Consider the following 23,992-nt stretch of genomic DNA (forward strand, 5'->3'; position numbering starts at 1 on the left):
CTTTCGAATCCTTGAGGTTCTGTTCGAATCCATCCCGAACCGGACGGTAACGCCCGGGAAGCTGAGTATATCGGCACGGCTCCCTGGCCTGCGTCCACTAACTCTCAGCTTCATCGAATCAGACGTCACGACACAGCCTTTCGGCCACGCAGAAACGAAAAAGCCGGGCAGATGCCCGGCTTTTCCTTGCTACCCGTTGAATCAGACCTTGGCGCGCTCGTAGCGCTTGCGGTCGTTCTCGTTGAGCAGTTTCTTGCGCAGACGGATCGACTTCGGCGTCACTTCCACCAGCTCGTCATCGGCGATGAATTCCAGCGCCTGCTCCAGGGTGAAGCGGATCGGCGGAACCAGGGCGATGACTTCGTCCTTGCCCGAAGCGCGCATGTTGTCGAGCTTCTTGCCCTTGGTGGGGTTGATCACCAGATCGTTGTCACGGCTGTTGATGCCGGCCAGCTGGCCTTCGTAGATCTCGTCGCCTGGGCCGAGGAACAGCTTGCCGCGGCTCTGCAGGGTTTCCAGCGAGTAGGTCAGCGCGGTGCCGGTGGCCATGGAGACCAGTACGCCGTTCTGACGGTTGGTCACTTCGCCGGCCTTGATCGGGCCGTAGTGGCTGAAGGTCGAGGTCAGGATGCCGGTGCCCGAGGTCAGGGTCAGGAAGTTGTTACGGAAGCCGATCAGACCACGCGCCGGGATGGTGTATTCCAGGCGCACGCGGCCCTTGCCGTCGGGGATCATGTTGGTCAGATCGCCCTTGCGCAGGCCCATCTGCTCCATCACCGAGCCCTGGTGCTGCTCTTCGATGTCGATGGTGACGTTCTCGTACGGCTCCTGCTTCTCGCCTTCGGCGGTCTCGATGATGACCACTTCCGGACGGCCTACGGCCAGCTCGAAGCCTTCACGGCGCATGGTCTCGATCAGTACCGAGAGGTGCAGTTCGCCACGGCCGGAGACCTTGAACTTCTCCGGGGAGTCGCCTTGCTCGACGCGCAGGGCCACGTTGTGCAGCAGTTCCTTGTCCAGACGGTCCTTGATGTTGCGGCTGGTGACGAACTTGCCTTCTTTACCGGCGAACGGCGAGTCGTTGACCTGGAAGGTCATGCTCACGGTCGGCTGGTCGACGGTCAGCGGCGGGCGCGCTTCGACGTTCTGCGGGTCGCACAGGGTGTCGGAGATGTACAGCTCGTCCATGCCCGAGACGCAGACGATGTCGCCGGCTTCGGCTTCAGCGACTTCGACCCGCTGCAGGCCGGAGTGACCCATGATCTTCAGGATACGGCCGTTGCGCTTGGTGCCGTCGTCGCTGATGGCCACGACCGGGGTGTTGGTCTTGACCTTGCCGCGGGCGATACGGCCGATGCCGATCACGCCGAGGAAACTGTTGTAGTCCAGCTGGGAAATCTGCATCTGGAACGGGCCGTCGACGTCGACTTTCGGCGCCGGGACGTGGTCGATGATCGCCTGGAACAGCGCGTCCATGTTGTCGTCCATCTTCTCGTGGTCCATGCCGGCGATGCCATTCAAGGCACTGGCGTAGACGATCGGGAAGTCCAGCTGCTCGTCGGTGGCGCCGAGGTTGTCGAACAGGTCGAAGATCTGATCGATGACCCAGTCAGGACGCGCGCCCGGACGGTCGATCTTGTTCACCACGACGATCGGACGCAGGCCGGCCTTGAATGCCTTCTGGGTCACGAAGCGGGTTTGCGGCATCGGGCCGTCCTGGGCGTCGACCACCAGCAGCACGGAGTCGACCATCGACATCACGCGCTCTACCTCACCGCCGAAGTCGGCGTGGCCGGGGGTGTCGACGATGTTGATGCTGTAGTCGTTCCATTTCAGGGCGGTGTTCTTCGCCAGAATGGTGATGCCACGCTCTTTTTCCTGGTCGTTGGAGTCCATCACGCGCTCGTTTTCCGCTTCTTTGCGGTCGAGGGTGCCGGACAGGCGCAGGAGCTTGTCCACGAGGGTGGTCTTGCCATGGTCGACGTGGGCGATGATGGCGATGTTGCGCAGTTTTTCGATCACAGTGTCAGTCTCGATAGTGAATCTTCGGCTGCCGTTCTCGGCAGCGGGGGCCGGGCCTTGGCGCGGCGGTGCAAAAGGTCAGGGCGTGAGCCTACGCACCGAATGTGTCGGGAGGTCGGTGGCGGATGCTGCCGCCGAACAGTCCGGGCTGGCGGCGCTGGTCCGCGCCTTTATTGCGGACGGTAAACACGCACATTGGTGTGCCCTTCGTTGACCAGGTGGTGGGCGTGCAGGCGACTCATCACGCCCTTGTCGCAATACAGGAGGTACTGGCGGTTGGGGTCCAGTTCCTTGAACTTGCTGTTGATCGCGTAGAACGGCATCGGCAGCACTTCGATGCCGTCGATGACCAGCGGTTCATCTTCCTGGGCATCGGGATGACGGATGTCCACCACGATCTGGCCGGCCAGCACGTCGTCGACCATTTCCACGGCCAGATCCTTGCCCAGCTCGTCGATCACGCGGTCGACGGTCATCTGGGTGGAGCGCTCCAGGGCGCGGTCGAGCACGGCCATGTCGAACTTGGTTTCTTCGTGGTCGACGCGGTACGGCTTGGCCTGGGTGGTCGGGTTCACCGAGATCACCCCACAGTATTCCGGCATGTGCTTGGCGAACTCGGCGGTGCCGATCTTCGTGGCGGTGTCGATGATGTCCTGCTTGTGGCTGACGATCAGCGGGCGCAGGACCAGGGTGTCGGTCACCCGGTCGATCACCGAGAGGTTCGGCAGGGTCTGGCTGGACACCTGGGAAATCGCCTCGCCGGTCACCAGCGCGTCGATCTCCAGGCGCTCGGCCACACGGCTGGCGGCACGCAGCATCATGCGCTTCAGGGTCACGCCCATGTAGCTGTCATCGACCTTGGTGAGGATCTCGCCGACCACTTCCTCGAAGGGCACGCTGACGAACAGCACGCGCTGGGAACTGCCGTACTTCTTCCACAGGTAGTGCGCGACTTCCATCACGCCCAGTTCGTGGGCGCGGCCACCGAGGTTGAAGAACACGAAGTGACTGATCATGCCGCGGCGCATCATCTGGTAGGCCGCCACGGTGGAGTCGAAACCACCGGACATCAGCACCAGCACCTGCTCCAGCGCACCCAGCGGGTAGCCACCAAGGCCGTCGTGCTGGGCATGGATCACGTAAAGGCGGTCATGGCGGATTTCCACGCGCACTTCCACTTCCGGGTTCTTCAGCGAGACGCCTGCCGCACCGCAGTGCTGACGCAGGCCGCCGCCGACGTAACGTTCCACATCTATAGAGGTGAACGGGTGCTTGCCGGCGCGCTTGCAGCGCATGGAAAAGATCTTGCCCGGCAGCTTGTCGCCAAAGTGCGCCTTGCACTTCTCGAGAATGTCGTCGAAATCGCCTAGCGGGTACTCGTGCACCTCCAGGAAGTGACCGATGCCCGGCGTGCAGGTCAGGCGCTCGATCATCTCGCGCAGGGCCTTGGGATCGGTGACCCTGGTCTCGACCTCGAGGTTGTCCCATTCGCCTTCGACCAGCAGCTCAGGGTCGAGGTCGCGGAGCACCGTGCGAATGTTCTTCGCCAGCTGGCGGATGAAGCGCTTGCGCACCGGCCGGCTCTTGATGGTGATTTCCTGGAAGACCTTGACGATGAGTTTCATGCGAACCGGGCGATTGCCATGGGACTGAAAAAAAGGGGCGGAATTATATCCGAAATTGCTCAAGACTTGAGCAGAAATCGGAGACTTTCTTTTTGGTGCACCAAAATGGACGGGCGCACCACGACAAGGCACCGAAACGGTGCACAATTATCGTGCATTTGTCTGGACCGGCCGCTGAAAGCCCGGAAATCAGGGCATCTGCCCATTTACGGGCACTGGCACGCAACTTGCTCTCTTGTGAGGCAGGTTGCCCTGGCGGAGTATTCCGGCCGGCATCACCCGATACTGGGGCACAAAAAAGCTCCCAGCTCTAATCCCTCCTGGAGGACAGCATGTCGTACAAGTCGCAACAACTGATCAAAGATCATGACGTGAAGTGGGTTGACCTGCGCTTCACCGATACCAAAGGCAAGCAGCAGCACGTCACCATGCCCGCCCGCGACGCGCTGGACGACGAGTTCTTCGAAGCCGGCAAGATGTTCGATGGTTCCTCCATCGAAGGCTGGAAGGGCATCGAAGCCTCCGACATGATCCTGCTCCCGGACGACAGCACCGCCGTGCTCGACCCGTTCACCGAAGAGCCGACCCTGATCATCGTTTGCGACATCATCGAGCCGAGCACCATGCAAGGCTACGAGCGCGACCCGCGCAACATTGCCAAGCGTGCCGAGGAATACCTGAAGTCCACCGGTATCGGTGACACCGTATTCGTTGGCCCGGAGCCGGAGTTCTTCATCTTCGACGAAGTGAAGTTCAAGTCCGACATCTCCGGCTCGATGTTCAAGATCTTCTCCGAGCAGGCTTCCTGGAACACCGACGCTGACATCGAGACCGGCAACAAAGGTCACCGTCCGGGCGTCAAGGGCGGCTACTTCCCGGTACCGCCGGTCGACCACGACCACGAAATCCGTACCGCCATGTGCAACGCCCTGGAGGAAATGGGCCTGGTCGTGGAAGTTCACCACCACGAAGTGGCCACCGCCGGCCAGAACGAGATCGGTGTGAAGTTCAACACCCTCGTTGCCAAGGCTGACGAAGTCCAGACCCTGAAGTACTGCGTCCACAACGTTGCCGACGCCTACGGCAAGACCGTGACCTTCATGCCGAAGCCGCTGTACGGCGACAACGGTTCGGGCATGCACGTTCACATGTCCATCTCCAAGGATGGCAAGAACACCTTCGCTGGCGAAGGTTATGCCGGCCTGTCCGATACCGCCCTGTACTTCATCGGCGGCATCATCAAGCACGGCAAGGCCCTGAACGGCTTCACCAACCCGGCCACCAACTCCTACAAGCGTCTGGTTCCGGGCTTCGAAGCCCCGGTCATGCTGGCCTACTCGGCCCGTAACCGCTCCGCCTCGATCCGTATCCCGTACGTCTCCAGCCCGAAAGCCCGCCGTATCGAAGCGCGCTTCCCGGACCCGGCTGCCAACCCCTACCTGTGCTTCGCCGCGCTGCTGATGGCGGGCCTGGACGGCATCCAGAACAAGATTCACCCCGGCGACGCCGCCGACAAGAACCTGTACGACCTGCCGCCGGAAGAAGCGAAGGAAATCCCGCAGGTTTGCGGCAGCCTGAAAGAGGCGCTGGAAGAACTCGACAAGGGCCGCGCGTTCCTGACCAAGGGCGGCGTGTTCACCGACGAGTTCATCGATGCCTACATCGAGCTGAAGTCGGAAGAAGAAATCAAGGTGCGCACCTTCGTGCACCCGCTGGAATACGACCTGTACTACAGCGTCTGATCCACGAATACCTATAAATAGCGACAGCATTAAGGCCTCCTTCGGGAGGCCTTTTTTATGCCCTCGGGAAAGCACACAGGCACTTTTGCAGGAGCGCGCCATGTGCGCGATCGCGGACATGGCCCGCTCCTACAGGTGAGCGCTGCGTCACGGCAGGAGCGAGCTTGCTCGCGAACCGCTCAACACCGGAGCAGCCGAATATCCCGTTCGCCAGCAAGCTCGATCCTACGAAGAGCCGCCGCGAAGCAGGATCAGATTCCGCCGTCCGCCGGCACACCCTGCTCTTCGTCATCCTCGCGGCGCGCCTTGCGCATGCGCGAGAGCTGCACGTTCAGGCGCGGCATGGAGAGCTCCAGCCCGGCCTTGTCGAGCTTCTGCCGCAGGCGCAGGTTGAAGGCGCGCTGCACCTCCCACTGGCGGATCGGCGCGGTCTTGAAGCGGAAGCGCAGGATCGCCTGGCCGGCGTCGAAGCTCTCGATGCCCTGGATTTCCAGCGGGGACCAGATGGCGCGATTGATGGTGCGGTCGCCTCGCAACTCGCCGGAGACTTCCTTGACCAGCGCGAGCGCGTCGTCGATGGGCATGCTCGCCGGCACCGGCCAGCGGAACATGGCATAGCCGAACTGCCGCGAGTAGTTCTTGATGCTCTTGATCTCGCTGAACGGGATGGTATGCACCACGCCGTCCAGGTCGCGCAGGCGCACGGTACGGATGGTCAGTCCTTCCACCGTGCCGAGGTGGCCGCCGACGTCGACGTAGTCGTCGATGGACAGCGAGTCCTCGATGATGATGAACAGGCCGGTGATCAGGTCCGCCACCAGCGATTGCGCACCGAAGCCGATAGCCAGACCGATCACACCGGCACCGGCGAGCAGCGGTGTGACGTTCATGCCCATGTTGGCCAGCGCGACGATCAAGGCGATCACCGCAATAGTCACGAACAGTACGTTGCGAATCAGCGGCAACATGGTCAGCGCGCGGGCGTTGGCGCTCTTCTTGCCGCCCAGGCCAAGGCTGTGCTGCACGGCAGTGTCGGTGAGAATCCAGACCAGCCAGGCAACCAGCAGGGTGGTGCCGAAGCTGAACAGCTTGAGGCTGATCTGCGAACCATCGCCTTCGGCGAAGCGAATCAGCGACATGCCCCAGACACGCAGGCCGATCTCCAGGAAGAACAGCAGGCTGGCGATGTGCAGCAGGGTGTAGCCGAAGCTCTGCAACTGCTCGATATACGGCGCGTGGCGACGCGCGCCGCGCCGGGCCGAACGCAGGTGCGCACGACGGATCAGGCCATTGACGGTCATCGCCACCACCGCCACGGCGGCGCAGACCAGCGCACGGCGCAGGGCGTAGCTGCTGTCGCCGGCGGTGACAACGGTGGCGAACAGCGAGATGCCCACCAGTACCAGCACGGGCAGGAACCAGATCGAGCCGATCAGCTCCACCAGGTCGCTCAGGCCGCGGCGCTTCAGGCGACGCTCCAGCGGCTGGTTGCGGATCAGGTGGGCGATGGGGCGACGGAACTGCAGGACGAACAGCGCGGTGAGCAGCGCTGCACAGATGTTCGCCACGGAGCCGACGAACAGCGAGATGTTCATGCCCAGGCTCTCGATGACGCGCGGGTCATGCATCACTTCGCCCAGCGCCGCGAGGCTGCCGATCAGCCAGAGCGGGCGGAAGGCGCGGCGGCGCAGGATATCCAGCGCGCGCATGCGGTGCGGGCCGCTGAGCAGTGACAGGGAGATCACACATAGCGCGGAGAACAGCGTGCCGCACACCAGAGTGTAGGCGATCACCATCGCCACCAGCTTGCCGAGCGAGCTGGGCAGCACCACGGACAGGTAGACAGTGATCAGGAAGGCCACCAGCCAGGGGCCGAGCTTGCGCAGGGCGAATAGCAGCAGGTCGCGCGTCTTGGGGTGCTGCGGCAGTTCGTCTTCCAGGCCGAAGCGCTGGCGCATTCGCCCGGCGATCCAGCGCAGGCCAAGAGCGACGCAGGCCCAGATGAGGATGACCAGGGCGAAATCGAGGATCATCCCCGGCCATTCCGCCAACGATGGCGTGCGTGCATCCAGTTCGAAGCCGGCGCCCTGGAACAACTCGGACCAGCGTACCAGCGGGCTGTTGGCGCCCTCGAACTGCTTCTCCAGGCTGCCGAGCGTATCGCCGATCAGCCCCAGAACGCCGCCCTGTTCTTCGGCGCCTTTCTGCGTGGCGTCGCGCAACTGCTTGAGCTTCTTCAGCAGGTCGGCGCGCTGCTGGTCGCTCTCCAGGGTCTTGATCACCTGGTTCAGCGATTGCTCCAGCTGGGCGTCGCTCACCTTCGCCTCGCCACTGCCCGTCACCCCGGCCAGCGGCCCGGGAAGCGCCGCGAGCGCGGGCCCGGCGACGGACAAGCCGAGACCCAGGCAGCACAGCAGCAGCCACTGACGAAGCAGGTAACGAATCGGACTCACAGGCATACCCCACAACGATGGAAAATGACGCACGCCCGCATCATACAGACGCCCGCGACAGGCTCGGACCCGCCTTGCACGAGAAAGGTCCTTCGACGAGCAGCAGCGCACAACGCGCGGCGCCCTGCTGAAAGACAATAGGCAACTTGCCAGCCGCCGTCGGCAGTGCAAGGCTTGGCAAGACCATCCGGAGATTCCTCATGCGCCTGATCCTTACCGCCCTGCTGCTCGCCGCCGCATTGCCAGCCAGCGCGCAGATCTACAAGTACACCGACGCCAACGGCAAGACGGTATTCACCAACCAGCCGCCGACCAATGTCGACGCCAAGCCGGTGGAGCTGCCGCCAACCAACACCGTCGGCCCGCAGGCGCCGGTCGCCGCCCCCGCCGACAGCGGCACCGTGAACCAGGCCAGCAATGCCTATGCGATTCTTGCCCTGAGCAACCTGCCGGACGACGAATCGCTGCGGCAGAACAACGGTACCTTTGTCGTCAATGTCGTGGTGCAGCCGGCCCTGGCTGGCGGCCATCAGCTGCAACTGGTGCTCGACGGCCAGCCTTACGGCGCACCGACCAGCAGCACCAGCATCGGCCTGCAGAGCCTCGACCGTGGCGACCACACCCTGGCCGTCCAGGTGCTGCAGGGCAGCCGCGTGATCCAGACCAGCGCCCCGGTGAGCTTCACCCTGCAGCGCATCAGCACCCACAGCCCGCAGCGACCCAAGGTCCAGCCCAGGGCGGGCGGCTGACGATGCGCCACCTGGTCATTTTCCTGCTGTCGGCGCTGTGCTGCCTGTCGGCCAGCGCCGAGGTCTATACCTACATCGACAAGGAAGGCAACCGCGTCTTCACCGACCAGCCGCCGCGTGGCAACGCGCAGAAGCTGCAGCTGGCGCCGATCAATTCCCAGCCCGGCTCGCCCAATGGCGTGCGCATGCCCCCGCCGCTCTACGCGCCGGCCACTCCCGCGCTGCCGCCCGGCCCGCCGGCCTACCAGCTGCTGCGGATCATCGTGCCCGAGCCTGACGCCACCGTGCGGGCCAATGACGGCGCACTGATCGTCTCCGCCACCAGCGATCCAGCGCTCCTGCCCGGCCATCTCTACCGCCTGCTGCTGGATGGCAAGCCCGTCGGCGAGCCCGGCCGCAGCCCGGTGTTCCCGCTGAACAACATCGACCGCGGGACTCACCTGCTGTCAGTGGAGATCATCGATACCCTCGGCCGCACCATCGAGCAGACGCCTAGCCAGCCGTTCCACATGTTCCGCGTGTCCGTGGCCTCATCGACCCATCTGGACACCGCCCAGCCGCTCAGCGCCGACCGTCGCTGAGCACGGCGTGCGGCTGACCCAATATGCACCATATCGGTGCACATGCCTGCACCACTTTCTATACTCTCCCCATTTCGGGTCACTTCTGCTGACCGGATCGGCTGCCTGCGCACCGCAAATCAGCGCGATGCCGCGAAATACGCGTCTTTTCAGGGCCTGGTTTGCTTTTTGCATTTTCCCGCACAGTCTTGGGACATCTCTTACGCCATGCCTACAGAAACCCAGCTCCGCCTGTTGCTCGACAACCTCACCACGGCGGTGATCCTGCTCAACGCCGAGCTGCGCCTGGAGTACATGAACCCGGCGGCGGAAATGCTGCTGGCGGTCAGTGGCCAGCGAAGCCATGGGCAGTTCATCAGCGAGCTGTTCACCGAATCGCCCGAGGCGCTGCAGTCGCTGCGCCAGGCGGTGGAAGAGGCGCACCCCTTCACCAAGCGCGAAGCGACCCTGACGTCGCTGACCGGCCAGACCATCACCGTGGACTACGCGGTCACGCCGATCCTCGATCGCCGCGATACGTTGCTGTTGCTGGAAGTCCACCCGCGCGACCGACTGCTGCGGATCACCAAGGAAGAGGCGCAGCTGTCCAAGCAGGAAACCACCAAGCTGCTGGTGCGCGGCCTGGCCCACGAGATCAAGAATCCGCTGGGCGGCATTCGCGGCGCAGCGCAGTTGCTGTCCCGCGAGCTGCCGGAAGAGTCGCTCAAGGACTACACCAACGTCATCATCGAAGAGGCCGATCGCCTGCGGAACCTGGTGGATCGCATGCTCGGCTCGAACAAGCTGCCGCAGCTTTCGGTGACCAACGTCCACGAAGTGCTGGAGCGCGTCTGCAGCCTGGTAGAGGCCGAGACCCAGGGCACCATTCCGCTGGTGCGCGACTATGACCCGAGCATCCCCGACCTGCTGATCGACCGCGAGCAGATGATCCAGGCGGTGCTCAACATCGTGCGCAACGCCATGCAGGCGATTGCCGCGCAGAACGAACTCAAGCTGGGGCGCATCACCCTGCGCACTCGCACCCTGCGCCAGTTCACCATCGGCCACACGCGCCATCGCCTGGTCTGCAAGGTGGAGATCATCGACAACGGCCCGGGCATCCCGGCTGAACTGCAGGACACCATCTTCTATCCCATGGTCAGCGGCCGCGCCGACGGCACCGGCCTGGGCCTCGCCATCACCCAGAACATCATCAGCCAGCACCAGGGCTTGATCGAATGCGACAGCCATCCGGGCCACACCGTATTCAGTCTGTTCCTGCCCCTGGAACAAGGAGTCCATTGACCATGAGCCGATCAGAGACCGTCTGGATCGTCGACGACGACCGCTCCATCCGCTGGGTACTGGAAAAAGCCCTGCAGCAGGAAGGCATGACCACCGTCAGCTTCGACAGCGCCGACAGCGTGATGAGCCGCCTGGGCCGGCAACAACCGGACGTGATCATCTCCGACATCCGCATGCCCGGTTCCAGCGGCCTGGACCTGCTCGCGCAGATCCGCGAAGTGCATCCGCGCCTGCCGGTGATCATCATGACCGCGCACTCGGACCTGGACAGCGCGGTGGCCTCCTACCAGGGCGGTGCCTTCGAATACCTGCCCAAGCCCTTCGACGTCGACGAAGCCGTCTCCCTGGTCAAGCGCGCCAACCAGCACGCCCAGGAACAGCAGGGACTGGAAGCGCCAGCCAACCAGACGCGCACGCCGGAGATCATCGGCGAGGCGCCGGCGATGCAGGAGGTGTTCCGCGCCATCGGCCGCCTCTCGCACTCCAACATCACCGTGCTGATCAACGGCGAGTCGGGTACCGGTAAAGAGTTGGTCGCCCACGCCTTGCACCGCCACAGCCCGCGCGCAGCCTCGCCGTTCATCGCGCTGAACATGGCGGCGATTCCGAAGGACCTGATGGAATCCGAGCTGTTCGGCCATGAAAAAGGCGCCTTCACCGGCGCGGCCAACCAGCGTCGCGGCCGCTTCGAACAGGCCGATGGCGGCTCGCTGTTCCTCGACGAGATCGGCGACATGCCCGCCGACACCCAGACTCGCCTGCTGCGCGTACTGGCCGACGGCGAGTTCTATCGCGTGGGCGGCCACACCCCGGTGAAAGTGGACGTGAGGATCATCGCGGCGACCCACCAGAACCTGGAGAATCTGGTGCGCGAGGGCAAGTTCCGCGAGGACCTGTTCCACCGCCTGAACGTCATCCGCGTGCATATCCCGCGCCTGGCCGACCGTCGCGAGGACATCCCCGCGCTGGCCCGGCACTTCCTCTCCCGCGCCGCGCAGGAGCTGGCGGTGGAGCCCAAGCTGCTCAAGCCGGAAACCGAGGAATACCTGAAGAACCTCGGCTGGCCGGGCAACGTGCGCCAGCTGGAAAACACCTGCCGCTGGATCACCGTCATGGCCTCGGGCCGCGAGGTGCACATCGACGACCTGCCGCCGGAGCTGATGACCCAGCCGCAGGACAGCTTGCCGGCTGCCAACTGGGAACAGGCCCTGCGCCACTGGGCCGACCAGGCACTGGCGCGCGGCCAGTCCAACCTGCTGGACACCGCCGTGCCGGCCTTCGAGCGGATCATGATCGAGACGGCGCTCAAGCACACCGCCGGCCGCCGCCGCGATGCCGCTGTGCTGCTGGGCTGGGGCCGCAATACCCTGACCCGCAAGATCAAGGAACTGGGCATGAAGATCGACGGCCCGGACGAGGATGGCGAGGACTGACGTCCTTCCCATGGAAAAGGGGCCGCAAGGCCCCTTTTTCTTGCCTCACGCTTAACCGACACCGGACGCGCCCTGGCTCGACGTCCTCGAGGCACGGTCACATGCCCGCAACATCTATCCCCAAAACCTGTGGATAACACTGTGCACGGAACGGGGAAGGAACGTGCTACAGCCCAGAGCACGCGCGGTCTAGGGGTTTGCGTGGTTTCTGTGCAGGAATTTTCGGCTTGCCCACATCCACTGTGCGCCCGCCTGTGGATAAGCTTGGGGCAAGCCGCTGCGCTCCCCGCCCGGCGCGGGTTTGCGCGGATCGATCAGAAAATGCTCAGTCCATGGCAAAGCCGTGCTGGCGCCAGGCTTCGTAGACGGTCACAGCCACCGTGTTGGAGAGGTTCAGGCTGCGGCAGCCCGGACGCATCGGCAGGCGCACGCGCTGCTCGGGCGGCAGGGCGTCACGCACCTCTTCCGGCAGGCCGCGGCTTTCCGGACCGAACAGGAACGCGTCACCGCGCGCGTAGACCACTTCGTGGAACGGTTGCGAGCCCTTGGTGGTGAAGGCGAACAAGCGCGGCTGCCCGAGCTGCTCCAGACACTCCTCGAGGCTCGCATAGCGGCGCACGCTGGCGTACTCGTGGTAATCCAGCCCGGCGCGGCGCAGGCGCTTGTCGTCCAGCTCGAAGCCCAACGGCTCGATCAGGTGCAGGCTACAGCCCGCATTGGCACACAGCCTGATAATGTTGCCGGTGTTTGGGGGGATTTCCGGTTGAAAAAGGATTACGTGGAACATGCAGCGCTCCGAACCTGAGAACGGCGGGCATTCTACCCCCGCGAAGGAGCAAATGCGGCCCAGGCCCTGGCTGAAGGTGATGGTTTCGCTGAGCGTGCTCGGCCTGCTGGTGGGCCTGATGCTTGGCCGGCTGGTCAGCCCGCCGCACGAAGGCCCTGCGCAGATACTCGACGTAGAGCCTGCGCCGGACGGTCTGGTGATCATTCTCGATGCCCAGCCTGCAGTGCGCGCCGGCCAGCTGGACGGTGCCCTGGCTGTGCAGATCGACGCCAACGGCAAGCCCCAGCAGGGCCAGTTGCGGATCGGCAAGGCGCCGGTGCGCTGGAAGCTGGAGCCACGGGAGAATGGAGTTCTGCTGACGCTGCTCTCGACCCGACGACTCACGGGGACCTGGGACAGCACCGAGGTTGAGGGCCATTGGCGCCTGACCGTCAACGCCCAGCCCGAATAAAAGCGGGGTTTTCCCGGCCTGCCTGGTCCGGGGCCCCGAAGCGGGAAGCGAGTCCTCCGGAGAGAGGATCGCGGCATAAAAGAGGGGTTTACCCGGCCTGCCTGTACCAGGACCCCTAACGGGTGCGCGGCGCGCCGTGGCGCGCCCGCGGGCATAAAAAGAGGGCTTTCCCGGCCTGCCTGTACCAGGACCCCCGAACCGGCTACGACGGCCACCGCTTCGGGCGGCACGCTCGCAAGATGTAAAAGAGGGGTTCCCCAGCCTGCCTGTACCGAGGCCCCTGAAATCGCTGTTATCAGGGCTACTGCAGAGGACGTGCCAAGATTGCTCGCAGAGCATTACGCCCCACTACCGGGTTGCTCTCTGGCTGGCTGAAAGCCCCGGAATCAGAGGCTTGCGGGGATACCCCCAAGTCCTCATACCAGCGCCCGCCGGTGTTCACACCGGAATTCCAGGGTCTCCCCGCCGCGCCGCGCCCTGCGCCCTGCTAGTGCGCATGCACCAAACTTGAACGCCGCCCGGCTGCCGGCACGTGTCCGCAGGCATGGCCCCACGGAGGCCAGCACCGAACGCCGGGCAAAGAAAAAGGCGCCCGAAGGCGCCTTTGTCATGCGGCATCAGTGATTACTGAGCCGGAATCTCGCCGGAAGCCTGCATGCGGGCGATTTCCTGCGCGTACAGCGCATCGAAGTTCACCGGGGACAGCATCAGCGCCGGGAAGGAACCGCGGACAACCAGGCTGTCCAGGGTTTCGCGCGCGTACGGGAAGAGGATGTTCGGGCAGAAGGCGCCCAGGGTGTGGCTCATGCTGGATGCGTCCAGACCCTTGATGAGGAAGATACCGGCCTGCTGGACTTCCACGATGAAGGCGGTTTCTTCGTTGTTCTTCACAGTGACCGACACGGTCAGGACCACTTCGTAGAAGTCGCCGTCTAGCTGCTTCTGACGGGTGTTGAGGTCCATGCTGATCGCCGGCTGCCACTCCTGACGGAAGATTTCCGGAGCCTTGGGGGCCTCGAAGGAGAGGTCACGCACATAGATGCGCTGCAGCGAGAACTGCGGGTTGTTGTCTTGCTCGGCTGCGCCGTTGCTGGCTTGTTCAGTCATTTCGGAACCTTCTTGTGCATCGTTTCAGAATGAGGGATCACGCCGAGAGCAGCGTATCCAGCTTGCCCGCGCGTTCCAGCGCGTAAAGATCGTCGCAGCCGCCGATATGGGTTCCGTCGATCCAGATCTGCGGCACCGAAGTGCGACCTGCCTTGCTGGCCATCTCGGCACGCACACCAGGCTTGCCGTCGACGGAGATCTCCTCGTAGGCGACTCCCTTCTTGTCCAGCAGGGCCTTGGCGCGAATGCAATAGGGGCACCACGCGCTGGTGTAGATCAAGATCGACGACATCTCACTTCACCAGGGGCAGGTTGTCGCCACGCCAGCTGCCGATGCCACCGGAGAGCTTGGCGGCGTTGTAGCCGGCCTTCTGCAGCACGCTGCACCAGGTGCCCGAATGCTGGCCCATGCCATCGACCACGATGATGGTCTTGGCCTTGTGTTTGTCCAGCTCGCTGAGGCGGGCGTTCAGTTTGTCGGCCGGGATGTTCAGCGCGCCAACGATGTGGCCGGTGGCGAACTCCTTGGTCGGGCGGATATCCAGCACGACGGCCTGCTCGGCGTTGACCATGGCGGTCAGTTCGCGGGTGGACAGCGCGCGGCCGCCCTTGCGCATTTCGTGCAGGGCCAGCAGCACCAGCAGGATGACCAGGGCACCGACCAGCAGGTAGTGGTGGGTGGCGAATTCGATCAGACGAGGAAGAAACGAAGACATGCGCAGGACATCCAGACGTAAAAATGCCGGCCAGTATACACGCGCGTATCTGACGGCTGAACCCTGCCGCTCATGGCGTCTGTCGGCACCAATCGGTAAAATGTCGGTCCTTTTCTGACCCCTATTCTCGGAAAGAGCCGTACCTATGACTGCAACGCGCAAACCGCTGGTCCTGATCATTCTGGACGGCTTCGGCCATAGCGATAGCCCTGAATTCAACGCCATCTACGCCGCGAAGAAGCCCAATTGGGACCGCCTGCTGGCCAGCCAGCCGCACGGCCTGATCTCCGGCTCGGGGATGGACGTCGGCCTGCCCGACGGCCAGATGGGCAACTCCGAGGTGGGCCACATGAACCTGGGCGCCGGCCGCGTCGTCTACCAGGACTTCACCCGCGTCACCAAGGCCATCCGCGACGGCGAGTTCTTCCAGAACCCGGTGCTGACCGCTGCGGTCGACAAGGCCGCCGGTGCCGGCAAGGCCGTGCACATCCTCGGTCTGCTCTCCGATGGCGGCGTGCACAGCCACCAGGACCACCTGATCGCGATGGCCGAACTGGCCGCCCAGCGTGGCGCCGAGAGGATCTACCTGCACGCCTTCCTCGACGGCCGCGACACCCCGCCCAAGAGCGCCGAGCCGTCGCTGAAGCTGCTCGACGACGCCTTCGCCCGCATCGGCAAGGGCCGTACCGCCAGCATCATCGGCCGCTACTTCGCCATGGACCGCGACAATCGCTGGGACCGCGTCGAAGCCGCCTACAACCTGATCACCGACGGCACCGCCGAATTCGCCGCCGACACCGCCGTGGGCGCGCTGAATGCCGCCTATGAGCGCGGCGAGAGCGACGAATTCGTCAAGGCCACCCGCATCGGCGAGCAGGTGCGCGTGGAGGACGGCGACGCCGTGGTGTTCATGAACTTCCGCGCCGACCGCGCCCGCGAGCTGTCGCGCGCCTTCGTCGAGCCGGGCTTCAAGGAATTCCCGCGCCAGCGCGAACTGCACCTGGCCGACTACGTGATGCTGACCCAGTACGCGGCGAGCATCCCCGCGCCCAGCGCGTTCAAACCCGAATCCCTGGACAACGTCCTGGGCGAATACCTGGCCAAGAACGGCAAGACCCAGCTGCGTATCGCCGAGACCGAGAAGTACGCCCACGTGACCTTCTTCTTCTCCGGCGGCCGCGAGGAGCCGTTCGAAGGCGAAGAACGCATCCTCATCCCGTCGCCCAAGGTCGCCACCTATGACCTGCAGCCGGAGATGAGCGCCCCGGAAGTCACCGACAAGATCGTCGATGCCATCGCGCACCAGCGTTTCGACGTGATCATCGTCAACTACGCAAACGGCGACATGGTTGGCCACACCGGCGTGTTCGAGGCGGCGGTGAAAGCCGTCGAGTGCCTGGATACCTGCATCGGTCGGATCGTCGAGGCGCTGGACAAGGTCGGTGGCGAAGCCCTGATCACCGCCGACCACGGCAATGTCGAGCAGATGGAAGACGCGATGACCGGCCAGGCGCACACCGCGCACACCTGCGAGCCGGTGCCCTTCGTCTACGTCGGCAAGCGTAATGTCAGCATCCGCGAGGGTGGCGTGCTCGCCGACGTGGCCCCGACCCTGTTGAATCTGATGGGCCTGGAGCAGCCGAAAGAGATGACCGGCCAATCGATCGTCACCCTTCTTTAAGGACGAACTTTCGGCGGGAACGTGAGCCATCTCCCGTCGGTCAGAGCAAACGCCCCACGCCATGCGGCCTGGGGCGTTTTTTTTAGCGCCCACCACGGGCATACTAGCTCGGTCCAGAATCCAGGTGCCCGCCACCCAATGCCTCGCGCCCTCCTCCCGCTGCTGCTGATCTGCCTCCTGAGCCCGCTCGCGGTCATTGCCGACGAACGCGCCGACGCCCAACGTCAGCTGGAGCAGACGCAGAAAGACATCAACGAGCTGAAAAAGAACCTGAAGAACATCCAGGACGAGAAGTCCGGGGTGCAGAAGCAGCTCAAGTCCACCGAAACCCAGATGGGCGACCTGGAAAAGCAGATCAAGCAGATCCAGGACGAGATGAAGAAGAACGAGGAAGAGCTGCAGCGCCTCGACGGGGAGAAAAAAAAACTCCAGGGCGCACGCCTTGAGCAGCAGCGCCTGATCGCCATCCAGGCGCGCGCCGCCTACCAGAGCGGCCGCCAGGAATACCTCAAGCTGCTGCTGAACCAGGAGCACCCCGAGAAGTTCAGCCGCACCCTCACCTACTACGACTACATCAACAAGGCGCGCCTGGAACAGCTCTCGGCCTTCAACGAGACCCTGCGCCAGCTGAGCAACGTCGAGCAGGAAATCACCTCGCAGAAGGACGAGCAGGTCGCCCAGCAGAGCGCCCTCGAAGCCCGCCGCCAGGAACTGGCCGACGCCCGCAAGGCGCGCCAGGAGACGTTGGCCAAGCTCAACAGCGACCTGAAGGATGGCAGCAGCAAGCTCAAGGATCGCGAGCAGAGCCAGGAAGACCTGAACAAGGTCCTCAAGACTATCGAGGAAACCCTCGCCCGCCAGGCCCGCGAAGCCGAGGAAGCGCGCCAGCGCGCCCTGGCCGCCGAGCGCGAGCGGGTCAAACGCGAGCAGGAACTGGCCAGCCGCGGCGAGAAACCCGACACACCGTCCAGGCGCCCCGATTACAGCGGCCCGCTGGTGTCCAGCGGCGCGGGCTTCGGCGGCGCTTTCGCCGCCACCAAGGGCAAGCTGCCCTGGCCGGTGGATGGCCGCGTGCTGGCGCGCTATGGCAGCCCGCGTGGCGACGACCCCCGCGCTACCTGGGATGGCGTCCTGATCGGCGCCTCCGCCGGCAGCACCGTGCGCGCGGTGCACGGCGGCCGCGTGGTGTTCGCTGACTGGCTGCGCGGCTCAGGCCTGTTGGTCATTCTCGACCACGGTGGTGGCTACCTCAGCCTTTATGGGCATAATCAAAGTCTTCTGAAGGACGCCGGCGATACCGTCAAAGCGGGCGATCCCATTGCAACCGTGGGAGCCAGCGGGGGTCAGAGTACCCCGGCGGTGTATTTTGCCATTCGCCATCAGGGCCGCCCGGCGGACCCTTCGACCTGGTGTCGCACGCAAGGATAAGCGGCGTACACGCATTAGGAGCCAAACATGTCGCAAGCTTTCCGTCTCTCTACCCTGGCCCTGGCCTTGCTGCTTGGCGTCGGTGCGGTCCAGGCCGCCGACGCGCCAGCCGCATCTCCCGCGGCCAACGGCAAGGAGGCTCCGCTGCCGCTCGACGAGCTGCGCACCTTTGCCGAGGTCCTGGACCGGGTGAAGGCGGCCTACGTGGAGCCGGTGGACGACAAGACGCTGTTGGAGAATGCCATCAAGGGCATGCTCAGCAACCTCGACCCGCACTCGGCCTACCTCGGTCCGGAAGAGTTCGCCGAGTTGCAGGAAAGCACCAGCGGCGAGTTCGGCGGCCTCGGCATCGAGGTCGGCAGCGAGGATGGCTTCGTCAAGGTGATCTCGCCGATCGACGACACCCCGGCTGCCAGCGCCGGCATCCAGCCAGGCGACCTGATCGTCAAGATCGACGGCAAGCCGACCAAGGGCCAGGCCATGAACGAGGCGGTGGACAGCATGCGCGGCAAGGCCGGCTCGCCGATCACCCTGACCATCGTGCGCGGTGGCGGCAAGCCGTTCGACATCACCCTCAAGCGCGCTGTCATCAAGGTCAAGAGCGTCAAGAGCCAGATGCTCGAACCGGGCTACGGCTACCTGCGCATCACGCAGTTCCAGGTGAACAGTGGCGAGGAGACCGTCAAGGCGCTGTCTAAGCTGCGTAACGACAACAAGGGCAAGCTCAAGGGCCTGGTGCTGGACCTGCGCAACAACCCGGGCGGCGTGCTGCAGTCGGCAGTGGAAGTGGCCGATGCCTTCCTCACCAAGGGGCTGATCGTCTACACCAAGGGCCGCATCCCGAATTCCGAGCTGCGCTTCTCCGCCGACCCGGCCGACCCGAGCGACGGCGTACCGCTGGTCGTGCTGATCAACGGCGGCAGCGCCTCGGCGGCGGAAATCGTCGCCGGCGCCCTGCAGGACCAGAAGCGCGCCATCCTCATGGGCACCGACAGCTTCGGCAAGGGCTCGGTGCAGACCGTGCTGCCGCTGAACAACGACCGCGCCCTGAAGCTCACCACCGCGCTGTACTACACCCCCAACGGCCGCTCCATCCAGGCCCAGGGCATCACCCCGGACATCGAGGTGGAGCGCGCCAAGGTGACCCGCGAGCAGAGCGACTTCGACGGCTTCAAGGAAGCCGACCTGCAAGGTCATCTGGCCAACGGCAATGGCGGCCAGGACCGTCCGACCACCGCCGGCAAACCCCCGGTGGATCGCCCGCAGGATGGCGACTACCAGCTCAGCCAAGCCCTCAGCCTGCTGAAAGGACTCAGCGTCAGCCGCGGCAGCAACTGATCGATGCGCCCGGCCCGGCTGCTGTTCGGCCTGTGCCTGGGCGCGCTGCTGTGCCTGCCGGTGGCCGCCGCACCCCGGCCGGATAGCAGCAAGCCACTGGTCACCATCGTCATCGACGACCTCGGGCAAAACCTGGCGCGCGATCGCCAGGTGCTCGACATTTCCCCCTCCATCGCCCTGGCGATCATTCCCGACACGCCCCACGCGGCAGAACTGGCGCGCGAGGCACACCATCTCGGGCGTACCGTGATGCTGCACATGCCGATGGACCCGGCGGGCGGTGACTACGCCTGGCGCCCGGAACTGACCGAGGAAGAGCGCGCCCGCCGTCTCGACGCTGCGCTGGCGAAAGTGCCCTACGTGCAGGGCGTGAACAACCACGAAGGCAGCCGCATGACCGCCGACCGCCCGGCCATGGCCTGGCTGGCCGCGGAACTGCAGCGGCGCCACCTGTTCCTGCTCGACAGCCGGACCAGCGCCGCCACGGTGGCCGCTGCCGAGGCGCAGAAGATCGGTCTCGCCAGCCTGTCGCGGGACGTGTTCCTCGACGACGATCCGAGCGAAGCGGCAGTGATGGAGCAGATGCAGCGCGGCCTGAATCTGGCACGAAAACAGGGCACGGTCGTGATGATCGGCCACCCGAAGCCGGCCACGCTGGCGGTGCTCAGGCGCGTTCTACCGACACTCAAGGCCCAGGGGTTCGAACTGGTGCAGCCGCCCTTGATGATCGCCGAGCGCGGCAACCGCGCCATGGCGGGGCATGGGCGGGACGGGGTTTATCGCTGATTCAGCGGTCGGCGGGCGCGGAACCTGGGGCTCGCACGAATAGCCCCCTATCCCTTCGGAGCGGGGCGCGCAGCCAGGGCGGGGGAGAGGGCAACCCTTAACGCCGGCGTTGCCTGCTAGCCCCTCTCCCCAACCCTCTCCCTGAAGGGAGAGGGAGGCAATCGGAGTGAGGCGCAGCATCGTCGTCAACCGGCAAGGCTGAGCGTCTGACGCTTACAAGTAGTTATTCGTCGCCTGCTCGATGAAGCCATCGGCACGCATTTCATCCAGCGCCTTCTGCAGCTTCGCCACCACCTCGTCCGGGGTGTCCTTGTTGATCGCCAGGTACAGCTGGGCCTCGTTGAAGCGCAGCACGGTCTGCAGGCCCGACACGCCCTCCTGCTTGGCCAGGTAGCGGCCGACCGGATCGGTGGTGGCCCACAGGTCGATCTCGCCGGTGGTCAGCTTCTTCACGTTTTCCTGATCGCGCAGCGCGTTGAGCACCGGGATGCCCTGGCTTTCCAGGTTCTGGCTGACGGCGTCGTTCTTGTAGGCGCCGAGCTTGTACTTGGCGGCGTCCTTGAGGTCCTTCACCTTGATCGAGCTGCCCGGCGGCGCCAGCAGCACCCAACTGGTCTTGGCAATCGGGCCGACCCACTTGAACAGCGGCACGCGTTCAGGGGTGTAGGTGGTGGAGAACAGCCCGTAGTCCGGCTTGTCGAGGGCCAGCTTGTACAGGCGGTCCCAGGGGAAACGCAGGCTCAGGCTGTACTGGATGCCGGCACGCCTGAACATCTCGCGGACGATATCGGCGCTGATACCGTCGATTCCCTCGTCGCGGGCGAAGTTCTTGTCGTCCACCGCCATGTTGAAGGGCGGGAAGTTCTCGGTGAGCAGCACCATCTTGTAATCGGTGGGCAACTCGGCGCGGGCCGTGGAGGCCCCCAACAACAGACCCACGGTCAGGGTCTTGATCAGGACTTTCAGCATGGTCATACCGCTCGCTTGGTTATCGTTATTGGGCTTGCGGCATCCCTGCAGGGGGGACGGAATACTTCGCTCGTCTGCCTTCCGTGGCAAAACCGGCGCCGAGGGATGTCGGCGCCAAACACAAAGGCCGGCGAGTGGCCGGCCTTCGGGTGTTACAGATAGCTGTTGAGCACGTCGTCGACGAAGCCTTCGGAGCGCATCTTGTCCAGCGCTGCCTGCAGCTTCTGCACCACGGCATCCGGGGTCTCGCGGTTCAGGGCGAGGAACAGCTGATCACTGTTGAAGCGCAGCACGGTCTTCAGGCCGGTGACGCCGACCTGCTTGGCCAGGTAGCGGCCCGCCGGGTCGCCGCTCGCCCACAAGTCGATCGAGCCGTCCTGCAGCTTGCCGGCGTTTTCCTGGTCGCGCAGCGCCAGCACCGGCTCGAAGCCATGCTCGGCGAGATAATCAGCCATGGCGTCGCCCTTGTAGGCACCGACGCGGTACTTCTTGGCTTCATCCAGGTTGTTCAGGCTGATTTTACTGTCGGCCCTGGCCAGCAGGACCCAGTCGTCGGGGCCGATCGGGCCGACCCACTTGAACTGGCTCTCGCGCTCGGGCAGGCGCGCGGTGACGAACACCCCGTAGCCGGGCTTCTCCAGTGCCAGCTTGTAGATACGGTCCCAGGGGAAGCGCAGGGTCAGGCTGTACTGGACACCGGCACGCTTGAACATCTCCTTGACGATATCCACGGCGATGCCATCGATGCTGTCTTCCTGGGCGAAGTTCTTGCCGTTGATAGCCATGTTGTAGGGAGGGAAGTTCTCGGTGAGCAGCACCACGCTGTAGTCCGAAGAATCCGTTTCAGCCTGTGCCGCGCTGGCCAGAAGCAGGCCGCAGCCTAGCCATGCGAGCAGAATGCGCTTCAGCATCGAGATATTTCCTGCATATGACATTTCTGAGAAGGCGCAGAGCTTACTCGGAGAATTGACGTCAATAAACCCTATGAATATGGCGATGGGACATAGATACGCCAGTACATCGGTTTAAAAACGCCAGTACCTTGACTTGGGAACGCCATTACCTTGACCGAAGCCTTTAGCTAGCAAGCTTCGTGCGCAGGAAGGGCATGCGTCCACCGGACGCAGGGGCAGGATGACTCAGTGTAGAGCCAGCGGGCCGGGAGAACCCCGGCCCGGAAGGGATCAGCGCACGACGATGCCGCGGCTGGCCAGATAGGCCTTCGCTTCCGGCACGCTGTACTCGCCGAAGTGGAAGATGCTCGCCGCGAGGACCGCGTCGGCCTTGCCCTCGATGATGCCGGCAGCCAGGTGTTCCAGATTGCCGACACCGCCGGATGCGATCACCGGCACGCCCACGGCCTCGCTGATGGCGCGGGTTACGCCCAGGTCGTAGCCGCTCTTCACGCCGTCCTGGTCCATGCTGGTCAGCAGGATTTCACCGGCGCCCAGGCCTTCCATCTTCCTCGCCCATTCGACCGCATCGAGCCCGGTGGGCTTGCGGCCACCGTGGGTGAAGATTTCCCAGCGCGGGGTTTCACCGGGGCCCGAGACTTTCTTGGCGTCGATGGCGACTACGATGCACTGCGAGCCGAAGCGCGCAGCGGCTTCGCCGACGAATTCCGGCGTGAACACCGCGGCGGTGTTGATCGAGACCTTGTCCGCACCGGCATTGAGCAGGTTGCGGATGTCCTGCACCGTCCTGACGCCGCCGCCCACGGTCAGCGGGATGAACACCTGGCTGGCCATGCGCTCGACGGTATGCAAGGTGGTGTCGCGGCCATCGACGCTGGCGGTGATGTCGAGGAAGGTGATCTCGTCCGCGCCCTGCTCGTCGTAGCGGCGGGCAATTTCCACCGGGTCGCCGGCGTCGCGGATGTTCTCGAACTTGACGCCCTTCACCACGCGGCCGTTGTCCACGTCGAGGCAGGGAATGATGCGTTTAGCCAGTGCCATAGCAATGCTCTCGTCGGATGGGTGGAGCGCAGCGATACCCGTGCTGCCGGACCACCCCAGGTCCTCAGGGCCGGGCCATGCCGTTTCGCGGCATGCCCAGCCTGCGTTCAGCTCAGCCCTTGAAGGCGTCGCACAGTGCCTGGGCCTCGGCGACGTCCAGGGTGCCTTCGTAGATCGCGCGGCCGGTGATGGCGCCGACGATGCCCGGGGTGCGGGCGTCCAGCAGCTTCTGGATGTCACCCAGGTTGTGGATGCCGCCCGACGCGATCACCGGGATGCGTGTGGCGTTGGCCAGAGCCGCCGTGGCTTCGACGTTGCAGCCCTGCATCATGCCGTCCTTCGCGATGTCGGTGTAGACGATCGCCGAGACACCATCGGCCTCGAAACGCTTGGCCAGGTCGATGACCTGTACCGAGCTCACTTCCGCCCAGCCGTCGGTGGCGACGAAGCCGTCTTTCGCGTCCAGGCCAACGATGACCTTGCCCGGGAATGCCTTGCATGCTTCGGCGACGAATTCCGGCTGCTTGACTGCCTTGGTACCGATGATCACGTAGCTGACGCCGGCACGGACATAGTGCTCGATGGTGTCCAGCGAACGGATGCCGCCGCCGATCTGGATCGGCAGGTTCGGGTAGCGCTTGGCGATGGCAGTAACCACGTCACCGTTGACCGGCTGGCCTTCGAAGGCGCCGTTCAGGTCGACCAGGTGCAGACGACGGCAGCCGCCCTCCACCCACTTGGCGGCCATGGACACCGGGTCGTCGGAGAAGACCGTGGCATCTTCCATCAGGCCCTGGCGCAAGCGCACGCAGGCGCCGTCTTTCAGATCGATTGCGGGGATGATCAGCATGGGTTGAACCTGCTCGAATCCAAAGATGAATGGGG

General features: G+C 64.4%; 21 protein-coding genes. 10 read left to right on the forward strand and 11 right to left on the reverse strand.

Annotated features, from left to right (window positions below; genetic code table 11):
• Positions 1–201: 201 nt before the first annotated feature.
• Together typA and thiI are read right to left on the reverse strand one after the other, a co-directional pair.
• Positions 202–2,022, reverse strand: a complete 1,821-nt coding sequence (typA, locus tag AC1ZV1_RS27845) for a translational GTPase TypA (protein ID WP_484294581.1) — start codon at positions 2,020–2,022, stop codon at positions 202–204.
• A 170-nt stretch (positions 2,023–2,192) separates the two neighbouring features.
• Entirely contained in the window at positions 2,193–3,647 is a 1,455-nt protein-coding gene (thiI, locus tag AC1ZV1_RS27850; protein ID WP_484294582.1) for a tRNA uracil 4-sulfurtransferase ThiI, read from the reverse strand.
• Between the two features lie 332 nt (positions 3,648–3,979).
• On the opposite strand from thiI, the gene glnA reads away from it, so the two are divergent.
• The gene (gene glnA, locus AC1ZV1_RS27855) at positions 3,980–5,389 is read left to right on the forward strand and encodes a glutamate--ammonia ligase (RefSeq protein WP_017517179.1); all 1,410 of its coding nucleotides are present in this window, start codon (positions 3,980–3,982) and stop codon (positions 5,387–5,389) included.
• 251 nt (positions 5,390–5,640) lie between these two features.
• Here glnA and AC1ZV1_RS27860 read toward each other — a convergent pair whose 3' ends face one another.
• Positions 5,641–7,848: a mechanosensitive ion channel family protein gene (locus AC1ZV1_RS27860; protein ID WP_484294583.1), complete on the reverse strand. Its 2,208-nt coding sequence runs from the start codon at positions 7,846–7,848 to the stop codon at positions 5,641–5,643.
• 194 nt (positions 7,849–8,042) lie between these two features.
• Between AC1ZV1_RS27860 and AC1ZV1_RS27865 the strand changes: the two genes are divergently transcribed.
• From AC1ZV1_RS27865 to ntrC, 4 genes are all read left to right on the forward strand, one after another.
• The gene (locus AC1ZV1_RS27865; RefSeq protein ID WP_484294584.1) at positions 8,043–8,591 is read left to right on the forward strand and encodes a DUF4124 domain-containing protein; all 549 of its coding nucleotides are present in this window, start codon (positions 8,043–8,045) and stop codon (positions 8,589–8,591) included.
• Positions 8,588–9,172: a DUF4124 domain-containing protein gene (locus AC1ZV1_RS27870; RefSeq protein ID WP_484297655.1), complete on the forward strand. Its 585-nt coding sequence runs from the start codon at positions 8,588–8,590 to the stop codon at positions 9,170–9,172. Before AC1ZV1_RS27865 ends, AC1ZV1_RS27870 begins: the two co-directional genes overlap by 4 nt.
• 207 nt (positions 9,173–9,379) lie before the next feature.
• Complete coding sequence (gene glnL, locus AC1ZV1_RS27875) at positions 9,380–10,456, forward strand: nitrogen regulation protein NR(II) (RefSeq protein ID WP_484294585.1); 1,077 nt, start codon at positions 9,380–9,382, stop codon at positions 10,454–10,456.
• Between the two features lie 2 nt (positions 10,457–10,458).
• Positions 10,459–11,889 carry a two-component system response regulator NtrC gene (gene ntrC, locus AC1ZV1_RS27880; protein WP_484294586.1) on the forward strand — a complete coding sequence of 477 codons (1,431 nt, stop codon included), beginning with the start codon at positions 10,459–10,461 and terminating at the stop codon, positions 11,887–11,889.
• A 325-nt stretch (positions 11,890–12,214) separates the two neighbouring features.
• On the opposite strand, the gene trmL is transcribed toward ntrC, so the two are convergent.
• Positions 12,215–12,676, reverse strand: coding sequence for a tRNA (uridine(34)/cytosine(34)/5-carboxymethylaminomethyluridine(34)-2'-O)-methyltransferase TrmL (gene trmL, locus AC1ZV1_RS27885; RefSeq protein WP_484294587.1), 462 nt, complete (start codon positions 12,674–12,676; stop codon positions 12,215–12,217).
• Positions 12,677–12,728: 52 nt separating this feature from the next.
• On the opposite strand from trmL, the gene AC1ZV1_RS27890 reads away from it, so the two are divergent.
• On the forward strand, positions 12,729–13,127 hold the full coding sequence (locus AC1ZV1_RS27890) for a hypothetical protein (RefSeq protein ID WP_484294588.1): 399 nt from the start codon (positions 12,729–12,731) through the stop codon (positions 13,125–13,127).
• A gap of 624 nt (positions 13,128–13,751) precedes the next feature.
• Here the strand turns inward: AC1ZV1_RS27890 and secB are convergent.
• The 3 genes from secB to AC1ZV1_RS27905 are packed head-to-tail and all read right to left on the reverse strand — an operon-like array spanning position 13,752 to position 14,950.
• Positions 13,752–14,234, reverse strand: a complete 483-nt coding sequence (gene secB, locus AC1ZV1_RS27895) for a protein-export chaperone SecB (protein ID WP_024762250.1) — start codon at positions 14,232–14,234, stop codon at positions 13,752–13,754.
• 37 nt (positions 14,235–14,271) lie between these two features.
• The gene (grxC, locus tag AC1ZV1_RS27900; protein ID WP_484294589.1) at positions 14,272–14,526 is read right to left on the reverse strand and encodes a glutaredoxin 3; all 255 of its coding nucleotides are present in this window, start codon (positions 14,524–14,526) and stop codon (positions 14,272–14,274) included.
• Position 14,527: 1 nt separating this feature from the next.
• Entirely contained in the window at positions 14,528–14,950 is a 423-nt protein-coding gene (locus AC1ZV1_RS27905; RefSeq protein ID WP_484294590.1) for a rhodanese-like domain-containing protein, read from the reverse strand.
• 145 nt (positions 14,951–15,095) lie between these two features.
• On the opposite strand from AC1ZV1_RS27905, the gene gpmI reads away from it, so the two are divergent.
• The 4 genes from gpmI to AC1ZV1_RS27925 all read left to right on the forward strand — a co-directional run bounded on the left by gpmI (position 15,096) and on the right by AC1ZV1_RS27925 (position 20,183).
• On the forward strand, positions 15,096–16,631 hold the full coding sequence (gpmI, locus tag AC1ZV1_RS27910; protein ID WP_484294591.1) for a 2,3-bisphosphoglycerate-independent phosphoglycerate mutase: 1,536 nt from the start codon (positions 15,096–15,098) through the stop codon (positions 16,629–16,631).
• Between the two features lie 138 nt (positions 16,632–16,769).
• Positions 16,770–18,059 carry a murein hydrolase activator EnvC family protein gene (locus AC1ZV1_RS27915; protein WP_484294592.1) on the forward strand — a complete coding sequence of 430 codons (1,290 nt, stop codon included), beginning with the start codon at positions 16,770–16,772 and terminating at the stop codon, positions 18,057–18,059.
• Positions 18,060–18,086: 27 nt separating this feature from the next.
• Positions 18,087–19,397 (forward strand): S41 family peptidase, encoded by a 1,311-nt coding sequence (locus tag AC1ZV1_RS27920; protein ID WP_484294593.1) that lies wholly within the window; start codon positions 18,087–18,089, stop codon positions 19,395–19,397.
• A gap of 3 nt (positions 19,398–19,400) precedes the next feature.
• Positions 19,401–20,183 carry a divergent polysaccharide deacetylase family protein gene (locus tag AC1ZV1_RS27925; protein WP_484294594.1) on the forward strand — a complete coding sequence of 261 codons (783 nt, stop codon included), beginning with the start codon at positions 19,401–19,403 and terminating at the stop codon, positions 20,181–20,183.
• 213 nt (positions 20,184–20,396) lie between these two features.
• Here the strand turns inward: AC1ZV1_RS27925 and AC1ZV1_RS27930 are convergent, their stop codons facing one another.
• From AC1ZV1_RS27930 to hisA, 4 genes are all read right to left on the reverse strand, one after another.
• On the reverse strand, positions 20,397–21,152 hold the full coding sequence (locus AC1ZV1_RS27930) for a substrate-binding periplasmic protein (protein WP_484294595.1): 756 nt from the start codon (positions 21,150–21,152) through the stop codon (positions 20,397–20,399).
• Between the two features lie 152 nt (positions 21,153–21,304).
• The gene (locus tag AC1ZV1_RS27935; RefSeq protein ID WP_484297656.1) at positions 21,305–22,060 is read right to left on the reverse strand and encodes a substrate-binding periplasmic protein; all 756 of its coding nucleotides are present in this window, start codon (positions 22,058–22,060) and stop codon (positions 21,305–21,307) included.
• 276 nt (positions 22,061–22,336) lie between these two features.
• Positions 22,337–23,107 carry an imidazole glycerol phosphate synthase subunit HisF gene (gene hisF / locus AC1ZV1_RS27940; RefSeq protein WP_484294596.1) on the reverse strand — a complete coding sequence of 257 codons (771 nt, stop codon included), beginning with the start codon at positions 23,105–23,107 and terminating at the stop codon, positions 22,337–22,339.
• Between the two features lie 112 nt (positions 23,108–23,219).
• The gene (gene hisA, locus AC1ZV1_RS27945) at positions 23,220–23,957 is read right to left on the reverse strand and encodes a 1-(5-phosphoribosyl)-5-[(5-phosphoribosylamino)methylideneamino]imidazole-4-carboxamide isomerase (RefSeq protein ID WP_484294597.1); all 738 of its coding nucleotides are present in this window, start codon (positions 23,955–23,957) and stop codon (positions 23,220–23,222) included.
• Positions 23,958–23,992: the final 35 nt, after the last annotated feature.

This window comes from Pseudomonas sp. BB438 (assembly GCF_057180225.1).

What these genes read in the sequence shown, in the direction of transcription:
- thiI (WP_484294582.1), bottom strand. Translation starts at nt 3,647, where the DNA reads ATGAAACTCATCGTCAAGGTCTTCCAGGAAATCACCATCAAGAGCCGG.
- glnA (WP_017517179.1), top strand. Translation starts at nt 3,980, where the DNA reads ATGTCGTACAAGTCGCAACAACTGATCAAAGATCATGACGTGAAGTGG.
- AC1ZV1_RS27860 (WP_484294583.1), bottom strand. Translation starts at nt 7,848, where the DNA reads ATGCCTGTGAGTCCGATTCGTTACCTGCTTCGTCAGTGGCTGCTGCTG.
- AC1ZV1_RS27865 (WP_484294584.1), top strand. Translation starts at nt 8,043, where the DNA reads ATGCGCCTGATCCTTACCGCCCTGCTGCTCGCCGCCGCATTGCCAGCC.
- glnL (WP_484294585.1), top strand. Translation starts at nt 9,380, where the DNA reads ATGCCTACAGAAACCCAGCTCCGCCTGTTGCTCGACAACCTCACCACG.
- ntrC (WP_484294586.1), top strand. Translation starts at nt 10,459, where the DNA reads ATGAGCCGATCAGAGACCGTCTGGATCGTCGACGACGACCGCTCCATC.
- trmL (WP_484294587.1), bottom strand. Translation starts at nt 12,676, where the DNA reads ATGTTCCACGTAATCCTTTTTCAACCGGAAATCCCCCCAAACACCGGC.
- AC1ZV1_RS27890 (WP_484294588.1), top strand. Translation starts at nt 12,729, where the DNA reads ATGCGGCCCAGGCCCTGGCTGAAGGTGATGGTTTCGCTGAGCGTGCTC.
- secB (WP_024762250.1), bottom strand. Translation starts at nt 14,234, where the DNA reads ATGACTGAACAAGCCAGCAACGGCGCAGCCGAGCAAGACAACAACCCG.
- grxC (WP_484294589.1), bottom strand. Translation starts at nt 14,526, where the DNA reads ATGTCGTCGATCTTGATCTACACCAGCGCGTGGTGCCCCTATTGCATT.
- AC1ZV1_RS27905 (WP_484294590.1), bottom strand. Translation starts at nt 14,950, where the DNA reads ATGTCTTCGTTTCTTCCTCGTCTGATCGAATTCGCCACCCACCACTAC.
- gpmI (WP_484294591.1), top strand. Translation starts at nt 15,096, where the DNA reads ATGACTGCAACGCGCAAACCGCTGGTCCTGATCATTCTGGACGGCTTC.
- AC1ZV1_RS27915 (WP_484294592.1), top strand. Translation starts at nt 16,770, where the DNA reads ATGCCTCGCGCCCTCCTCCCGCTGCTGCTGATCTGCCTCCTGAGCCCG.
- AC1ZV1_RS27920 (WP_484294593.1), top strand. Translation starts at nt 18,087, where the DNA reads ATGTCGCAAGCTTTCCGTCTCTCTACCCTGGCCCTGGCCTTGCTGCTT.
- AC1ZV1_RS27925 (WP_484294594.1), top strand. Translation starts at nt 19,401, where the DNA reads ATGCGCCCGGCCCGGCTGCTGTTCGGCCTGTGCCTGGGCGCGCTGCTG.
- AC1ZV1_RS27930 (WP_484294595.1), bottom strand. Translation starts at nt 21,152, where the DNA reads ATGCTGAAAGTCCTGATCAAGACCCTGACCGTGGGTCTGTTGTTGGGG.
- hisF (WP_484294596.1), bottom strand. Translation starts at nt 23,107, where the DNA reads ATGGCACTGGCTAAACGCATCATTCCCTGCCTCGACGTGGACAACGGC.
- hisA (WP_484294597.1), bottom strand. Translation starts at nt 23,957, where the DNA reads ATGCTGATCATCCCCGCAATCGATCTGAAAGACGGCGCCTGCGTGCGC.